The sequence below is a fragment of the Clostridium neonatale genome (assembly GCF_900465025.1).
GTDB lineage: Bacteria > Bacillota > Clostridia > Clostridiales > Clostridiaceae > Clostridium > Clostridium neonatale.
On record NZ_UICR01000001.1, the window covers coordinates 2,355,699 to 2,374,133 of the forward strand.

Annotated in this window: 15 protein-coding genes; all 15 read left to right on the forward strand. The window is 28.2% G+C overall.

What is annotated here, in order from left to right:
• Positions 1 to 86 precede the first annotated feature (86 nt).
• The 15 genes from CNEONATNEC86_RS10805 (at position 87) to CNEONATNEC86_RS10875 (ending at position 18,386) form a co-directional block, all read left to right on the forward strand.
• The gene (locus CNEONATNEC86_RS10805) at positions 87 to 1,001 is read left to right on the forward strand and encodes an ABC transporter ATP-binding protein (RefSeq protein WP_230132052.1); all 915 of its coding nucleotides are present in this window, start codon (positions 87 to 89) and stop codon (positions 999 to 1,001) included.
• Positions 1,001 to 1,747: an ABC transporter permease gene (locus CNEONATNEC86_RS10810; protein ID WP_125149933.1), complete on the forward strand. Its 747-nt coding sequence runs from the start codon at positions 1,001 to 1,003 to the stop codon at positions 1,745 to 1,747. Before CNEONATNEC86_RS10805 ends, CNEONATNEC86_RS10810 begins: the two co-directional genes overlap by 1 nt.
• 50 nt (positions 1,748 to 1,797) lie before the next feature.
• Complete coding sequence (locus CNEONATNEC86_RS10815) at positions 1,798 to 2,529, forward strand: ABC transporter permease (RefSeq protein ID WP_125149934.1); 732 nt, start codon at positions 1,798 to 1,800, stop codon at positions 2,527 to 2,529.
• Between the two features lie 220 nt (positions 2,530 to 2,749).
• Positions 2,750 to 3,937, forward strand: coding sequence for a class I SAM-dependent rRNA methyltransferase (locus tag CNEONATNEC86_RS10820; protein ID WP_159135986.1), 1,188 nt, complete (start codon positions 2,750 to 2,752; stop codon positions 3,935 to 3,937).
• 837 nt (positions 3,938 to 4,774) lie between these two features.
• Positions 4,775 to 6,979 carry an AAA family ATPase gene (locus tag CNEONATNEC86_RS10825; RefSeq protein ID WP_125149936.1) on the forward strand — a complete coding sequence of 735 codons (2,205 nt, stop codon included), beginning with the start codon at positions 4,775 to 4,777 and terminating at the stop codon, positions 6,977 to 6,979.
• On the forward strand, positions 6,964 to 8,910 hold the full coding sequence (locus CNEONATNEC86_RS10830) for a UvrD-helicase domain-containing protein (protein WP_125149937.1): 1,947 nt from the start codon (positions 6,964 to 6,966) through the stop codon (positions 8,908 to 8,910). The genes CNEONATNEC86_RS10825 and CNEONATNEC86_RS10830 overlap by 16 nt, the downstream gene beginning before the upstream one ends.
• Positions 8,911 to 9,561: 651 nt before the next feature.
• The gene (locus CNEONATNEC86_RS10835) at positions 9,562 to 10,011 is read left to right on the forward strand and encodes a hypothetical protein (RefSeq protein WP_159135987.1); all 450 of its coding nucleotides are present in this window, start codon (positions 9,562 to 9,564) and stop codon (positions 10,009 to 10,011) included.
• Positions 10,012 to 10,213: 202 nt separating this feature from the next.
• Positions 10,214 to 11,050 (forward strand): ATP-binding cassette domain-containing protein, encoded by an 837-nt coding sequence (locus CNEONATNEC86_RS10840; protein ID WP_125149940.1) that lies wholly within the window; start codon positions 10,214 to 10,216, stop codon positions 11,048 to 11,050.
• Between the two features lie 14 nt (positions 11,051 to 11,064).
• Entirely contained in the window at positions 11,065 to 11,781 is a 717-nt protein-coding gene (locus CNEONATNEC86_RS10845) for a hypothetical protein (protein WP_125149941.1), read from the forward strand.
• A 1-nt stretch (position 11,782) separates the two neighbouring features.
• Positions 11,783 to 12,025 carry a cyclic-phosphate processing receiver domain-containing protein gene (locus CNEONATNEC86_RS10850; RefSeq protein ID WP_097919279.1) on the forward strand — a complete coding sequence of 81 codons (243 nt, stop codon included), beginning with the start codon at positions 11,783 to 11,785 and terminating at the stop codon, positions 12,023 to 12,025.
• Between the two features lie 467 nt (positions 12,026 to 12,492).
• Entirely contained in the window at positions 12,493 to 14,172 is a 1,680-nt protein-coding gene (locus CNEONATNEC86_RS10855; protein ID WP_159135988.1) for a peptide-binding protein, read from the forward strand.
• A 410-nt stretch (positions 14,173 to 14,582) separates the two neighbouring features.
• Positions 14,583 to 15,545 (forward strand): ABC transporter permease, encoded by a 963-nt coding sequence (locus CNEONATNEC86_RS10860; RefSeq protein WP_159135989.1) that lies wholly within the window; start codon positions 14,583 to 14,585, stop codon positions 15,543 to 15,545.
• 13 nt (positions 15,546 to 15,558) lie between these two features.
• Positions 15,559 to 16,398 (forward strand): oligopeptide ABC transporter permease, encoded by an 840-nt coding sequence (gene opp4C, locus CNEONATNEC86_RS10865; protein ID WP_338149276.1) that lies wholly within the window; start codon positions 15,559 to 15,561, stop codon positions 16,396 to 16,398.
• A gap of 13 nt (positions 16,399 to 16,411) precedes the next feature.
• On the forward strand, positions 16,412 to 17,404 hold the full coding sequence (locus CNEONATNEC86_RS10870) for an ABC transporter ATP-binding protein (RefSeq protein ID WP_058295284.1): 993 nt from the start codon (positions 16,412 to 16,414) through the stop codon (positions 17,402 to 17,404).
• Complete coding sequence (locus CNEONATNEC86_RS10875; RefSeq protein WP_159135990.1) at positions 17,397 to 18,386, forward strand: ABC transporter ATP-binding protein; 990 nt, start codon at positions 17,397 to 17,399, stop codon at positions 18,384 to 18,386. The genes CNEONATNEC86_RS10870 and CNEONATNEC86_RS10875 overlap by 8 nt, the downstream gene beginning before the upstream one ends.
• Positions 18,387 to 18,435 lie beyond the last annotated feature (49 nt).

Below are 18,435 nucleotides of genomic sequence, written 5' to 3' on the forward strand. Positions count from 1 at the left end.
AATTGCGTAAGGAAGGATTTATATAATGTTTTTGAAAGCTTAAGAAAATCTAATATTTATTTAAAATGAAGAAAGAAGGAATTAATTTGAATAATATTATAACAACAACAGACTTATGTAAGGAATATGACAAGACTATGAGAGTAAAAAATTTAAACTTAGAAGTTAATAAAGGTGAAGTTTATGGATTTTTAGGCCCAAATGGAGCAGGAAAATCTACTAGTTTAAAAATGCTTTTAGGCCTTGTTAAGCCTACTAATGGGAAAATAGAAATATTTAATAAGGAGTTTAATGAGAAAAATAGAATATCAATATTAAAAAATATTGGTTCACTTATAGAGTCGCCTGCATATTATGATCATCTTACAGGCCTTGAAAATATGAGGATAATGCAGAAGCTTTTAAATGCACCGCCTAAAAATATAGATAAAGCATTAGAAATTGTAAGACTTCAAAATGCAAAAGATAAAAAAGTACGCAATTACTCACTAGGAATGAAGCAGAGACTTGGAATAGCTATGGCAATTTTAAATTTTCCAAAGTTACTAATTTTAGACGAGCCAACAAATGGGTTAGATCCTTCAGGAATACATGAAATTCGTGAACTTATAAAGAGTTTTCCTAAAGAATATGATATGACAGTTATCATATCAAGTCATCTTTTAAATGAAATTGACATGATTGCAACACAAGTTGGAATTATTACAGAGGGAAAACTTGTATTTCAAGATAAATTAGAAAAACTTCATGAAAAAGGAGAAGCTAGCATTTTACTTAAAAGTGATAATTTAAATAAAGCACAAAATATTTTAAATATGAATGGATTTAGCTCAAAGATTAAAGATGATTACTTAGTACTTGGGGATATAAAAGATAATGTAGTTTCACGTATTAATTCTTTTCTTGTAAAGTCAGGCGTTAATATATACAGAATAGAGAAAAATCGAAAAACTTTAGAAGAAATCTTTATGGAACTTACAGGAAAGGAGAGTACATTATAATGAATGCATTATATTTAGAGTTTTTTAAACTTAAAAGGAAAAAAGTATTTATTTTTATGATTTTGCTTATTTCCTTTGAATGTATTTTTGGAGTACATTTAGCCAAGCGTAATTTAAGTTATAACATTCAGGGATTTGAAATGGAATATTTAATTATGGAATTAACAGATTTAAATGCAATCTTTTTTCCAATTCTAATTGCAGTTATTATATCAAGATTATGTGAAATTGAACATAAAGATAATTTTTGGAAAAATCTCTTTTGTGTTGGAATTTCAAAAAAATGTATTTATTTAAATAAATTCATTATTTCAAGTATTTTAATATTTTTATGTATAAGTGGAGAATTTGCAACTATTTTGATTTATTCACTTTTTGCAAAAATTAAGTTTTCTTTATTATTACTTATGATTTTCTCATTATGTACGTTTATGGTGAGTATTCCAATAATAGCATTACAGCTTTTAATATCAAGTTTTTATAAAAATCAAATATATGCAATAACTTTAGGACTTGCAGGTTCATTTGTAGGATTTACAGCTGGACTTTTCCCTGAAGGGATACGAAGAATTATATTATGGTCATATTATTGGGATCTATCACCAATATCATTAGTTTTTAAAGAAAATGAGATATCAGGTATAAATTATCAAGGAATTAGTATTATACCAGTTATAATTATTTTTCTTATTGGAATCTTGATATATATATTAGGAAAAAAGATGTTTTGTAAAAAAGAAATTTAATTATTATTAAACCGGAAATAGATTAAAAATATTATACGAGGAGATATGAAATGAAGTTAAGTAATGTTATAAAAAGTGAACTTATTAAATTAAAAAAATCTTATATATTTATTCCAATGATAGTACTACCTATATTAAGTATAATTGTTGGTGATGCAAACTTTTATTTAAATCAAGAGGTTTTAAGTAAAGAATGGTATAGTTTATGGACACAAGTTGGATTATTTTATGGTGATTTTTTCTATCCAGTTACAATTGGAATTTGTGCAGCATATTTATGTAGAATGGAATATACAAATAAAAACTGGAGTAAAGTATTTTCACTTCCATTAAAAGTACAACATATCATTATAAGCAAATTAATAGTTTTATCTATAATTACATTCATTATTCATTGTGTATTGTTCTTATTGTATTTTATAAGCGGAAAAATCCTTGGCTTTGCAGGAACATTTCCAAGTGAAGCATTAGGATGGTTTATAAGAGGATATGTAGCATCTATATCTATTGGTATAGTTCAGCTATTTTTATCAATAAAGTTTAAAAGTTTTGCTGTACCTATAGGAATTGGATTTGTTTTATGCTTCTTTGGATTATTTTTATATGTAAAAAATGCTGGCATGTATTTTCCATATTCTTTACTTATTATAGGGTTAGGCGCGCTTAATAGAAATAGTTTGAGTTTGACTAATAATATTTTATTTGTATTTTCAAATTTAGTTTTTATAGTAGCATTTTTAAAACTTTGTGTCTTAGGCATAAAAAAAGAAATAATTAGGTAGTAAAGAAAATTTAATGTATGATATAATAACACATGTTAATGCAATTGACAATGGATAATGGATAATTGTCAATTATTGATGGGATGTCACACTAAGTACTATATCTACTATATATAATACTTAAATTTAAGCATTTATTACTATATGTAGTATAATCTTATATTTGTGAGAGAGCCCTTTAAATATATTATATTATTTATTAAATTTGGGATGTGATAAGATGAAAGAAATAAATGTTATAGTTAAAAATGAATTTGTTAAGAAATATATGAATAAGTATCCTTTAATACTTGAAGAAGCTTTAGAAAATCCTGAAGCTTTAAGAAATGAAGGTGATATAGTTGTACTTTTAGATAAAAAGAAACAATTTTTAGGAAAAGGATATTATGGAATTCAAAATAAGGGCATAGGCTGGATTTTAAGCAACAGTCCAAAGAGTAATTTTGACTATAAATTCTTTTATGATAAACTAAGAAATGCTTTTTCAAAAAGACTTAAATTATATCATTCAAGAGATACAAATGCTTTCAGGGTATTTAATGGAGAAGGTGATGGAATAGGCGGCTTAACTATTGATTACTTTAATGAATACTACCTTATTACATGGTACAGCCGAGGAATGTATGTATTTAAAGAACATATAATTAAAGCTATAAAATCATTGGTTTCATTTGATGGAATATATGAAAAGAAGAGATTTGATAATAATGGAATGGTAGTAGATGAAGACAGCTTCTACATAGGAAAACATGCACCAGAACCTCTTATAGTTAAAGAAAACAATGTAAACTTTGCAATTTACTTAAATGATGGAGCTATGGTTGGAGTATTTTTAGATCAAAAGGATGTAAGAAAATCCATAAAAAATCTTTACTCAAAAGGAAAAACTGTATTAAATACATTTTCATATACAGGAGCATTTTCTATGGCAGCAGCTAAAGGCGGAGCTGTAACAACAAGCGTTGATTTAGCAAGCAGAAGCTTAGAAAAGACTCGTGAAAACTTCACGATAAATAATATAGATTATAATGAACATGAAATAGTTGTTGAAGATATATTTGTATATTTTAAGGAAGCAAAAAAGAAAGAATTAAAATTTGATGTGGTAATACTAGATCCTCCAAGCTTTGCAACTTCTAAAGATAATAGATTTATTGCAGCTAAGGATTATAAAGACTTAGTTAAGCTTGCTATAGATGTTACAAAAGATGAAGGAGTAATTGTATGCTCAACAAACTGTGCTACATTTAATATGGCTAAGTTTAAGAAGTTTATAGATGATGCATTTAAAGAAAGCAATAAGGAGTATGATATATTAGAAGAACATAGCCTGCCAATGGACTTTGCTGTTACTGATAAATTCCCAGAAGGGGATTATTTGAAGGTTGTGTTTGTTAAGGTTAAGTAGGAAGATTGTACATACATAGAGATATTAAAATGTAACTATTAATTGAAAAGTAAAATTAAAAGTGAATAACAAGTAGATATAATTATAAAGTCAGAACTATTTTTATGGTTTTGGCTTTTTTTATTGAATTTAAGAATGTCACTGCAATGTAAGTGGGCCTGGACTTAAATTAATAATTTTACTTTATATTTATAAATCTATAAATTAGTATTAAATGAATAAATTGGTCTAATTATATTGCGATAATATAAATAAAAATATATAATAAATTTAAAAAGTGTAAATATATACAATTAAAGGTAGAAAATATGATTCGAGTTGTTATACGGTACATTCATGTTTTTATGTTCTTGGTATGTCTATAATAGGAAGTTTACAAATGATATATTTATAGTAATAATTGGGGTGGATAATATGTTAAGGGAATTAATAGTACTAGAGTAATTGAATTGTAATGATAAAGTTATTGATATTTTATAATACTTGAATAAACGACTAATAAAATTTAGGAGGTATTAATTGCATATACCAATATAATTGCAGTATGTTTACGTAAGGTTCTAAATATCTAATAGGTCTAGTATCACTTCGTAGGAGAAATTTAATAGATGTTGCTATAAATTAAACCAGTGGTGTATCAGGATTTGGATGGAAAAAATAATCAGAGAAATATGAAAGATTATCATGAAATTAAAATATTAAATAAAATTAACGAGATTATTAAGGATAAATATGGAATTTAATAAAGTGGAATGCTAAATAAAATTAACAGCATTATATTTTGAAAATTTATATTAGTAAACAATCTATAATTACATTGTTTGGGAGGATAATTGGATGTATATCAGTAGTATTGCAGTAGAAAATTTTAGACAATTAGATAATGTTACTCTTTCTCTTGAAAAGAATATGACTGTATTAGCGGGGCCAAATAACAGTGGAAAAACAACTCTGATTAATTTATTAAAAAAGATAATAAAGTCGGATGTATTTAAGTTTGGAGAACAGGATATTCCTGTGATGGAAATTGACAAGTGGTTCAATAGTGTTTTTGATATTTTTGAAGAAAATATGAAATTAAAAAATGAGCCAGAAAAAAATGTAGCTAATATACTAAATAAAGTCTTTCCAGAAGACAATAAAATAATAATACCAGAATGTAGAGTAAAGTTTAAAATTGATTATTCTGTTGATGATGATCTTAGAAATTTTATGGATTATCTAATGGATTTAGATGAGGATAAATATTCATTTTATTTTGTTTTCACACTTCAATTAAATGTTAGTACCTTTGGAAAGATGATAATAGAAAGTTATAATAAATTGGTGTCAAGGTTTGAAAATAATAAAAATAAAGAGTCTATAAAGGATATTCTTATCAGAATATATGCGAGAAGTGTTGAGGAAAAATGTTATTTTACTGATGAAAAATATGAAAATGCTTCAATAATGGAATTAAATCAATTTAGAAAATTATTCAATCTTGAAATTATTAATGCAGGAAGACCATTAGATGACTATGGAAATGATAATGGGCATAATTTAAGCAAAAAATTAATTTCTTTAGCCAGTAAAGATAACAAATGGAAAGATCTTATAAAGGATTTACCAGATAAAGTGTTAATTCCAATTCAAAGTTCTAAAATTGGAGATGAAGTAAAGGAAACATCCACTAAAGTGTTAAATGAAACAATTGATGTTATGTCAAAGACTAATGGAAGCCACGCTGGAAAAATTCAGTTAAATATGGATATAGAAGAAGAGGATATTGATAGTCTATTAAACAGGATTACATGTGCTAAATATAATATTGACCAATATTCATTAGATGAATCATCCCAAGGATTAGGCTATAGTAACTTGATTTTTATACATATTGATCTTCAGAAGTTTCTAAAGACTATTGATCCAAAAGTTGTTAATTTGTTCTTTATTGAGGAACCGGAAGCACATATGCATCCTCAAATGCAGAGTGTATTAATAAAATTTTTATTAACATACTACAGCAATTATAATATTCAAGGATTGATTACAACACATTCAAATGAAATTGTTAAATACTGTAGCATATCTAAATTAAGGGTCATCAGAATGACCTCTTTATTTAAGAGTGAAATTTTTAATCTTAGCTTATTTAGAAAGCAACTAAGAGAAGAGGTGCAATCAAAATATGCAACGGTCACAGAGGAGGAAGTAAAAGCACAAGATGAAGTTGCTGCCGCAGTAGATGAAGTCAATGATATCTTAGAAAACTTTTATGACTGGTTTTTTGAGATTGGTTATTCTGAAATCGTATTTGCAGATTCTGCTATTTTATATGAAGGAGATACAGAACGATTATATATAAAAAGAGTAATTACAAGGTCAAAGTTTGAAAGCCTCCAGGAAAAGTATATTGCATTTATTCAAGTAGGAGGAGCTTATGCATATAATTTTAAGAAATTAATTAGCTATTTAAAGATAAAGACTCTTATAATAACAGATATTGATTATACTTCAAATCCAAGGACAAAAAATGATATATTAGTTTCAAAATCAACTAATTCAACAATAATAAAGTTTTATTGTGAAGATAAATTCGGTAGTAAGTTTGCGCCCCATGGTACTATAATCAAAATACAAGATTTGTATAAATGGATAAATGATAAGAAAAATGTGGTTTGCATATATGAAACTGAGAATAAAGATAAAAAGGATTTAATATACTTAGCATTTCAAACAGAAAAAGATAATTACGCTAGAACACTTGAGGCTGCAATGTTAGCTAAAGTATTTAATATTAATGCATATGATCAAATTAAAAGAAGCGAGTGGGTTAAAAAGAGAAAAGCTACAAAATTAAAATTTTCGATCCCTAATGATAGGATTATTGATTCTAAAACCAAAAAAAGAGAAGATGATAGTGTATTCTCATTATATGATATTTTGGAAGCTACATCTAACGGAAAAACGGATTTTATGTATTCAGTTATTATGTATGGTTTTGATGAGAAGATGCTGCCAACATATATTGAGGAGGGGCTAGAATGGCTAATGAGATAGAAAAAAATATATATTTAGTTAATGCACCTGCAGGAAGTGGAAAAACAACAAAAATAAAAGAAATGTTAATTGATCATACTATTAGGTATCCTGAAGATAATATATTATGCATTACATATACAAATCGTGCAGTTGATGAATTAAAGATTGGTATTAATAATAAACATATATTTATTAGCACGATACATTCATTTATTAATGCATTAGTAGCACCTCTTTTGGTGTTAACTCCAATTAAAGATTTATATTGGGAATTTTTTGGTGAGCGTATACAAGAGCGGATTAATAATGTAAACAATGATGAAAAAATAGAAGAAAGCAATAAGAGTTACACCGAAAAATATGGAGAACTTTCAATTAACATATTAAAAACAAATATTAAACGTATCTCTTATGGTGAAACAAAGTTTAGCTCCTTGTATTATGGTAAGTTAAGTCATGAAGATTTATTAATGTTTGCAAGAATAATAATGGATAGATATCCTAATGTGAGAAAGAAGATATCCGATAAGTATCAATTGATATTTATCGATGAGTATCAGGATACTTCCTCTGATGTTCTTAACATATTTTATAGGGCAATTAAAAATACAGATACTAAACTCCTCTTTTTAGGTGATAAAATGCAACAGATATATAAAACCTATGATGGTTCCTTTGAAAGTATTTTTTCGAAATTTAATACAGAAGTTTCGCTAGGTACAAATCATCGATCAATTCCTGTTATTGTAGACATATTGAACAATCTATATAATAATCCTAAATATAAGCAAGAAGTATATGAAGAAAATAAGAGAAAACATCCAGAATATAATCCAAGAATAATCTTGTCTGATAACATTCATAAGGATATAGATAGTAATTTAAAGAGTTATCCAGATACACTTATTTTATACGTCTTTAATAAAGAAAGATTTCAGGAAATAGGAGCAGGTTCATTATTGGATGTATACAGTAGAATGGATCAATATGGTTTTGGAAAAAAATATTCTGCAATTAATGTTTTAACTGATACTAGGGAAGATAATCCAGATGAGATGATGAAATTTTTATTTAGGATAAATGAGATGAGTGATTATTGGACAAGTGGGCAATATGGAAATCTTATCTTCCAATGTAAGAAATATAAAAAGTATTTTAACACGGGTGTAAATTCTATTACAAAACATACTGACAAATTAAGAATTAAACATTTATGGGCGGCATTTTTTGAAATATTTAATGATAGTACAAAAAATATAGGAGAACTTATTAAATACTTAAAAGATAATCAAATTATTGTAGAGTCATGTTTAGATAAAATAAATCCTCATAACGAATATGATAAGATACTTGAAGTTTCAGTTTTGGAAGTTCAGTCATTATACAAGTACCTTAAAGAACCACATATATCTACGCAACATGGTGTTAAAGGAGAAAGTCATGATACGGTGGTTTTTATTGCAGCAGATAGTTTTAATGAACCAACTGTTCATATACATAAATTTTTTGAAGTTTGGGCTAAAACAGATTTTTCGCTTAATGAATTTGAAAGCTTTTATTTCTCATATGCCAAATTTGTATCTGATGTACAGAATACCATTGGTATAAAAACAGATAACTTAAATAAGGAACTACATGAAAAACATAAAGAATATCTAATTCAACAGTCTGATAAAATTCTTTCAGAATTTGCAAATAGCAAATTATTTGAAAAAATCGCTGGTAAAGTGTATGTTGACTATTTGAAAAAACAGACTGTTGGAAATGCTAAAAAATGTTTTAAGAACAGTACTGTATATGGCGTTTTAAGTGCATATAGATTATTCTATGTTGGTTGCTCTAGAGCAAGAAAAAATCTTACTATTATAGTTGATAAAAGTAAGATAAGTGCTTTTATAAATGAGTTTACAGAAAAGGCTAAAATGGTAGGGTTTGATGTAATACAATAGTTGAAAGCAAATATTAATTTTTTAAGAATGAGGTGAGCTATTGATAAACTAGTAGAACGCTTTAAAGTTTAATTTTAACTTTTCGTTATGTCTATTTAACCATGATAGTCAAGTAATATTACTTAGTATACATTTTCTAATTTGGGGCTAGTTTTCTAATTTAAATTTGCACACTGAATTTTTATAACGAGAATACTATAAATGTAAAACATTTATTTAAGTCATATAAAGATTATGTATGTTTTTCAATTGGGTAAATATGTATTTGACACTAATGGAAGTTGGATAGATTGGCTTTCATTGGCAACATAGTTGCGGTTAAGCCTGAAGGTAATTATTTACGAATGAATCAAGATGATATTATATATGAAGAAATATAGTACATAATTAAAGATATTATGTCCAATATGTAAGATACAGATGATAAAGAATAGAGAATCAAAATCATCTTGTAGATGCAATTTTGGCGGAGAAAAAAAGAGAAGAAAAGTTACTAAAAAGTTTAGAAGAAGTGAAAAAGAATGAAGAAAGAGAATTCTAATAAATGAAGTATATGATTTAAGAAAAAGTAAACTAGTAAAATTATCAGATATATCTTTTTGAGAATTAGTTTATTTAGGAGCTCTTTTAAGAACAGCTCTAAGTGAAGATATGAGAACAATTGAGCGATTAAATTCTGTAGAAAGAAATCTAGCGCCTACAGCAAAATTAACTAAAGAAATATTAAGAGAATTAACAAGAAAGGGAATAATAGTAGTTAGTCCTGAATCAGATATTTCTGCATTTCCTAATTCAGATGATGAAGTAGAATTCCCACGACATATTATATATTATGAAGTAAAGTATGCTTTAAATATTGATTTTCCAAATTCAAGACATGAGAATATATCATCAATATTAAATCCAAAAGAATTAATAGAAATGAATAAAGAAGAAGCGTTACTTATTTGGAAAGAGATAGCGCTACAAGAATGTTTAGAGTATTTTGATTATCAGATGAATAATGTAAAATTTGAGTATAATGTTGGAGATAAGACTATATTAACATTTAAAGATATTTTAGAAGAATACTCTGTATCAAAACATATAGAAGAACAATAAGAACCTCTTATAAGTTAAATATACTTTTTATGATCAAACTATTGAATAGTTTTGTTTGTTTATTTATCAAGAGCAGTTATAGTTAATTTTAAAATCTATAAAAAATATATAAAATCATATTTTTACAATTAATTGAATTAATATTAAAAAGTGGTACAATAAACGAATAGTCATTGTTTATTGTCATAAATGGAGGAAGATTATGAATATACCAATAATAAAGATAAAAAATTTAGTGAAAAAATATGATGATAGAGTAATTTTTGATAATGTAAGCTTAAATATAATGAAAGGTGAAAGCATTGCTTTAACAGGCAATAATGGTATGGGGAAAAGTACATTAATAAAGGCTTTATGTGGTCTTACAAGTATAAATTCTGGAGAAATCATTAGAGACAAAAATCTCAAATTCAATTATATTCCAGAAAAGTTTTCGCAACTTAATATAAAAGCAGGGGAATATATTAAATTAATAGGAGAAATAGAAGGAATATCAAGAGATAATTTGTTGAAAAAAACTAATTATTTTTATAAGGAATTTAACTTAGAGAAAATGATAAATATTTCTATGAAAAACCTATCTAAAGGAACACTACAAAAGATTTCTGTAATTCAGGCATTTTTATCGAAACCAGATATTTTGCTATTAGACGAGCCACTATCTGGACAAGATAGTGAGTCACAAAAAATGTTTATTAAAATGGTAAAAGAGCTTATAAAGGATGATGTGACAGTAATAATGTCATGTCACGAGTCATTTTTAATAGATCAGTTATCTAATAGAATATTACAGATAAAAGATTCTAAAATATTTGAAATTAAAAAGACAGATATCAGTTTTGAAAAATATGCTTCAATGACTTTTTATAAAAAAGAAGCAGATAAATCTTTTATAACTCAAAAGGTTAAAGGCATTTGTGGTTATTATGAAGATGAAGATGAAGATTATATAAAATTTAAAACAAAAGTGAGCGAAAGCAATAAGGTTCTAACAGAAATGATCAATAATGGTTATACTTTAAAGTATTTTGAAGGGTAAAGGTAAAACAGATTATGTTAATATCAGTATTAAAATATAATTTTAAAATGTATATGAAATCATACAAATATATAATGCCTTTTTTTCTGTTTATAATATATACAGTAATGTCTTATTATATAATTCCAGTTGATATTGTAGGCAGCATGATATCTTCAGCAACTTTAATTTTTGCTTTAATGACATGGATTGGTTTTACTTATTGTAATAATGTAGATTTAATTGCGGAAGAAGTTTTAATATTAAAATTAAAGAGTCATACACGCTACTGGATATCTAAAATTATTTTTATGAGTGTAGTAGGAGTGTTTTTTTCTATATTATCTATGGGAGTTCCTATTATTTTCAATTTGATTTTTAATGTTTTTAAAGTTCCTGTTACATTTAGCGATGTATTTGTTTCATTTCTTATTCATATGACTTCATCAATAATGGGAGCATTAATAGGACTGTTATTGCAGCCAAGGATGATAGAAAATAGGAAAATGGCTATGCTAGGTGCAATCTTTATTGTGGTTATGACTATAGCTAAAGTAGAAGTGCTTAAGGAGTTTTCATATTCAAAATATGTACTGTGGGTTTTTCCACCTATAAATGAAATTTCAAAAGCATATTTAAATCTTATGCATTTTAATATACATAATTTAATTATGCCATTAATTATTATGATAATTTATATTTTTATAGAGTGTTTTATATTAATAAAGGGAATGAAAAAAGTATTGTTTTGATATGGGCCCATTTTATAGTAGACAGTTAAAATTAGATCATGCTTTAGGGATTGATGATAATGATATTGATAAAAATGGCTATGATATAGTTAAGTACATCTGTGAAAATGGTATAAATCCAAGAAAGATATATATTCATACTGATAATGTGGTTTGTAGGGATGATATGTATTATACATTAATAGGGCAAAGAGTAGAGGATTTATTAAGAGCGGCACAGATATATATAGATATTGTTACATAGAAAATAGAATATAGATTGAAATGTAAGGAGCTGCTTAGGCTTCTTTTTATTTTGGGATTATAGTATTGATATTAGCAATGAAAAACAATATTCATGTTTGCTGTATATTTTTATAGAATTTCTAGTATAAATATATAATATTATACGCAAAAAATAAATATATGAAAAAATACACATTATTATATTCATTGACAATATATACATGAGAGTATATACTTAAATAAAATAAAACATATAGAAATAGTATGAATTAAAAAAGATAAACTAATATAGTAAATATATCTCAATTTATAATGGCTATTGTGTTTTTTATAAGAGTATTATTGAAATTTATTCTGTTGTATTTAAGTTTTATATTACTAGAACTTATAGATTATTATTAATTAAGTGGTTAAACTGTATTTAATTTGAATGCAGTATAACAATATAAATAAAAAAGCAGTAAGTAAGAGAAAAGAGGGAAATGTATGCTTTATAAAAAGAAAAAAATTTTATCAGGGCTATCTTCAATAGCATTGAGTTTATTACTATTTACGGGATGCGGAAGTACATCTGCAGAAATACCAAGTGATGCAGGCTCAGCATCAAATGAATCGCAAAGTGATTCATCTGTACTAAGATATGCAGTAGCTTCTTCACCTAAAGGTCTTTTCAGTCCTTTATTATCAAATACCACATACGATAACAATGTAAATAACTTAGTTTATTCACCACTTATATTATTGGATGAAAACAATGAATACAAGCCAGGATTGGCAGAGAAGTATGAGTTCTCTGATGATAATTTAACTATTACCTTTCATTTGAGAAAAGGTATTAAGTGGCATGATGGAGAGCCTTTTACAGCTGATGATGTGTTATTTACATTTACAAGCATGGCTGATCCAAACTATACAGGTTCAAGATTCAATGAAATATCAAAGATTGTTGGGGCACAGGATTATCATGATGGAAAAGCTGATTCCATAAGTGGAATAAAAGTAATAGATGAAAATACTATAAGCTTTACTTATACAGAAGTGTTTGCACCATCATTATCTAATTTTTCACAGCGTGGAATTATTCCAAAGCATATATGGAGCAAGGTGAACATTGCTGATTGGGAAAATTCAAGTGAACTACTTAACAAGCCAATAGGTACAGGCCCATATAAGTTTGTTGAGTTCAAGCCAGATCAATATGTTGAACTTGAAAGAAATGAAGATTATTTTGGAGGAGCTCCAAAGATTGAAAAATTCATATTTAAAGTTACAAATACAGAAACAGAATTATCAGAATTAGCTAAGGGTGATCTTGATATTGTAACACTTACAAGCACAAAAGAAGAAGATTTTAAGATGCTTAAAGATGCCGGAATAAAAATTGAAGAGAAGCCAAGTGCAAATTATCAGTTTTTGACAATGAACAGCAACAAAGAATTCTTCAAGGATAAGAGGGTTCGTCAGGTAATTACTTATGCAATTAACAGAGAGGGAATGGCAAAAAGCCTTATAGGTGAACATGGACAAGTTGTTAATGCACCAATATCATTAGCAGGATGGGCTTATCCTGAATCAGGACTTAATACTTATGATTATAGCGTTGATAAGGCAAAATCATTGTTAAATGAAGCAGGATGGACTGAAAAGGATGGTGTACTTCAAAAAGATGGCGTTAAATTTGAAGTAGATATGCTAGTTCCAACTGGAAACAAAGTTCGTGAGCAGAGTGCACCTATAATACAGCAGAACTTAAAGGATGTTGGAATAACAGTTAATATAAGCACAATGGATATTGCATCTGCAATGGCAAAAACACATGGCGAAGGTGACTATGACATGGGACTATTTGGATTCACACTTGAAGTAGATCCAGGTGATGCTGACCGTTATTGGGCTTCATCAATTGCAAATGGTTCACAGTTCAACTTCTCGAACTTTATAAATACACAAAGTGATGAATTATTAGACAAAGCTACAAAGACAATTGACAAAAATGAACGTAAGAAAATCTATGCAGAATGGGGAAAATTAATTAATGAAGAAGCACCATATGTATTTTTGTATTCACAAAATGATATTCGTGCATATAATCCTAAATTAGAAGGATATACTTATTCAGCATATTCAGTATTTCCTGGAATAGAGAATTGGACAATATCAAAGTAAGAAGATTTCCTAAACTATCTATGAAAAATAACTATACTATTTTGAAATACCTTCCAATTTAATTAATGTCCTGTCTTTATGATTAATTTAAAAATATCGGCTGAAGTCTGTGCTTCAGTCGATATAATAATTTGCTCATTAATTATTTAAATATAAAATTCAATAATTTAAGTGTATTAAATATTATATAAACTATAAGGCCATCTTTAATAGAAGTTAATTTACTCAGAAATTAATATATTAGATAATTAACTGAGTTAAAAAATACATATTTAGAAATAACATAGATTTAAAATATATAAAATCATTTAATAAAAGATCTGTTAATAAATAAAAGAATCAAAAATAAACATTAATTATAAGAAGGTCAAACTAATTTCATGTAGCAATTTAAAGGGGTTGGATAAAATTTGAAAAAATATATTGTTAAGCGATTAATACAGACTATTCCAGTTTTAATTGGAATATCTATAATTGTATTTGCTCTTGTAAATCTCCAGCCAGGCGATCCATTTTCAACAATGATGGATCCTAATCTTTCACTTGAGATGAAGGAACAAATGCTTGAGAGACTTGGATATAATGATCCTCTTCCTGTGCAGTATTTCAAATGGCTTATACGCGCACTTCATGGTGATCTTGGATATTCCATTGCCTTTAAACAGCCGGTTGTTTCAGTAATAGGAAGCTGTATTGGAAATACAGTTATTTTATCCATATGCTCACTTATATTAAGCATAGCAATAGCTATTCCATGTGGTGTTATAAGTGCAACACATCAGAGGACAAAAATTGATTATATTGTTACAGTATTTGCATTTATGGGATTGTCTATTCCAGCATTTTTCTTTGGAATGCTTTTAATAAAGATATTTTCTGTAGAACTTGGATGGCTTCCAATTTCGGGGATGGTTACAACTGGAATGTCCTATAGTGGATGGGCACAGATATTTGATATTGCAAAACATATGATACTTCCAATGATTGTCCTTGGACTTATGAATACTGCAAGTTTAATGCGTTACACACGTTCTGATATGATAGAGATTTTAAAGTCTGATTATATACGTACAGCAAAGGCTAAGGGAGTAAAAAGAAAGGCGATAATTTATGTACATGCATTAAAGAATGAACTTCTGCCTTTGATTACTGTTGTAACAATGCAAATACCATCACTTATTTCAGGAGCGCTGCTTACAGAAACAATTTTTGTGTGGCCTGGAATAGGAAGGCTTAATTATAATGCAGTAATGGCACGTGATTATCCTCTTATTATTGGAATTGTAATGATGGTTGCAGTAATAAGCCTTTTTGCCAATTTACTTGCAGATGTGCTTTATGTAGTTGTAGATAAGCGTGTTAAATATGATTAGGAGGAAGATACAGGTGAAAAATGAAGTTTTAAAGAGATTTCTAAAAAATAAACTGGCTGTTATTGGCTTAGTTATACTGACTATATTTGTTTTAGCAGCAGTCTTTGCTCCGTTTATAACATCTTTTGACAGAGATTCTATAGATCTTATGAATATAGAAAGCGCACCTAATTCATTACATATTCTTGGAACAGATGAACTTGGAAGAGATGTATTTACAAGACTTCTTTATGGAGGCAGGGTTTCTCTTGGAGTGGCATTATGCGCTACTGTAATACAGCTTCTAATTGGAGTAAGTCTTGGATGCATAAGTGGTTTTTATGGAAAATGGGTTGATAATATAGTAATGCGTGTAGTTGATACTGTAATGTGTTTTCCTTTTTTTGTGATTGCAATTACAATAGCAGCACTATTTGGTGCAAGTGTATGGAATATCATTCTTATAATAGGGTGTCTTCAATGGACTGGAGTTTCACGTATTGTAAGGGCAAAAATTCTATCTTTAAAACAGAGTGAATTCATTGAAGCAGCAAGAGCTATGGGACTTAGTAGTTTTGAAATAATAAGTAAGCACCTTCTTCCTAATGTATTGTCGCCTATTATTGTAAATGCAACACTTAATGTTGCTAATGGAATTTTGATGGAAGCAGGAATAAGTTTTCTTGGTCTTGGGGTAAAACAGCCACAGCCAAGCTGGGGGAATATGCTTTCAGCAGCACAGAGCATGAGGGTGCTTCAGTATGAATGGTGGTTATGGATACCGACAGGACTTTTGGTATTCTTATCAGTATTGTGTATTAATTTTGTAGGTGATGGGTTAAGAGATGCCCTTGATCCAAAAATGAAAATTTAGGAGGCGTAATATTATGGATGAAAAAAAGCTTTCTATTAGAAATTTAAGTGTAAGCTTTCTTCAGGGTGATAGTAAGGTTACTGCAGTTGATGATGTCAGCTTTGATATGAATAATGGAAAAATCCTTGGCATGATCGGGGAATCAGGATGTGGTAAGAGTACTTTAGGATTATCAATAATGAACCTTCTTCCAGAGAAGACAAGCAGTATTGATAAAGGTGAGATCTTCTTTAATGGAAAAGACTTATCAAAGCTTAAGGAAAATGAGCTTCAAAAAATAAGAGGCAACAATATCTCTATGATATTTCAGGAGCCAATGACTTCCCTTAATCCGTTATTCAAGATTGGAAGACAGATTGGAGAACCGTTAAAGATACATAAAAATATTAAGGGACAGGAGCTTAAAGATAAAGTCATTGAGCTTCTTAAGGATGTTCACATACCTAATCCTGAAAAAATATATAATGCTTATCCACATAATTTAAGTGGAGGAATGCGTCAACGTGTCATGATTGCAATGGCTTTAAGTTGTGAGCCTGAAATAATAATTGCAGATGAACCAACAACTGCACTTGATGTTACAATACAATCTCAGATTTTATATCTTCTTAAACAGCTTAATGAAAAGAGGAATACATCAATCCTTTTTATTACTCATGATTTATCTGTAGTTGCAGAAATATGTGATGAAGTTGTAGTTTTATACGGAGGAAAGATTGTTGAAAAAGCAGATGTTAATGAGATTTTTGATAATGCAAAACATCCGTATACAATCGGTCTTTTAGAATCACAGCCTCATATGGGACAAGTTGGAAAGTCTCTTCCAAGTATAAATGGTATGGTGCCTAAACTAGATGAAATGCCAAAGGGCTGCAGATTTAGCACAAGGTGTAGTAAAAAGTTCTGTTCAAAATGTACAGATTTAGAGCCACCTTTATTTATAATAAATGAAAAACACATGGCTGCATGCTGGCTTTATGAAAAGGAGGTGGATAAAAGTGAGTGATGTTATTTTAAAGGTTGAAGGATTAAGAAAAAAATACGTTATTGATAAAGATTTCTTTGGAAGGGAAAAATCATCTGTAAATGCAGTAGATAATGTTTCTTTCTCCATTGAAAGAGGTGAAAGTTTTGGTCTTGTCGGTGAATCAGGATGTGGAAAATCTACTACAGCAAGAGCAATATTAAAACTCATAGAAGGTGATGGAGGCCGAGTTGTATTTGAAGATAAGATCTTATTCGATTTTGAAAATAAGCATGAAATAAGCCGTAAAGATATGTCAGCCTTGAGAAAGGATATGCAGATAATATTCCAGGATCCTTTTGCAAGCCTTGATAACAAAATGAAAATAGGAAAGATAATTACAGAAGGAATAGAAAAGCATAAACTTGCAAAAGGTAAAAAAGCACTTGAAATGGCAGAGCATTATCTTGAAATATGCGGAGTGGATAAAGAAGCTATGGACCGCTATCCACATGAATTCAGTGGAGGACAAAGACAGAGGATTGTAATTGCAAGAGCTCTAGCAGTACAGCCCAAATTTATAGTGGCAGATGAACCAGTAGCAGCGCTAGATGTTTCTATACAAGCGCAAATCATTAATTTATTAAATGAACTTAAAGAGAAATATTCACTTACTTTTTTATTCATATCACATGATCTTGGTGTGGTGAAGTATTTTTGTGATAAGATTGCTGTCATGTATCTTGGTAAAATAGTTGAAATAGGAAACAGAGATGAACTTTTTGAAAATCCTGTTCATCCATATACTAAAAAGCTTCTTGAATCAATTCCTGTAAAACATCCAAAACTTAGAAAAGTGATGGTAAATCTTGATGAGGATGAATTGGAAGTTTCAAAAGAAAATAAGGGATGCAGCTTTTATAACAGATGTAAGTATTCAAGTGAAGTGTGCCTTAAAAAAAATCCACAATTAATAGAGATAAAAAAAGAGCATTTTGTAGCATGTCATAATATTGAAAAATAATGATGGATATGTGATAAATGATGTAAATATATGTAGTTGTTAAACATAA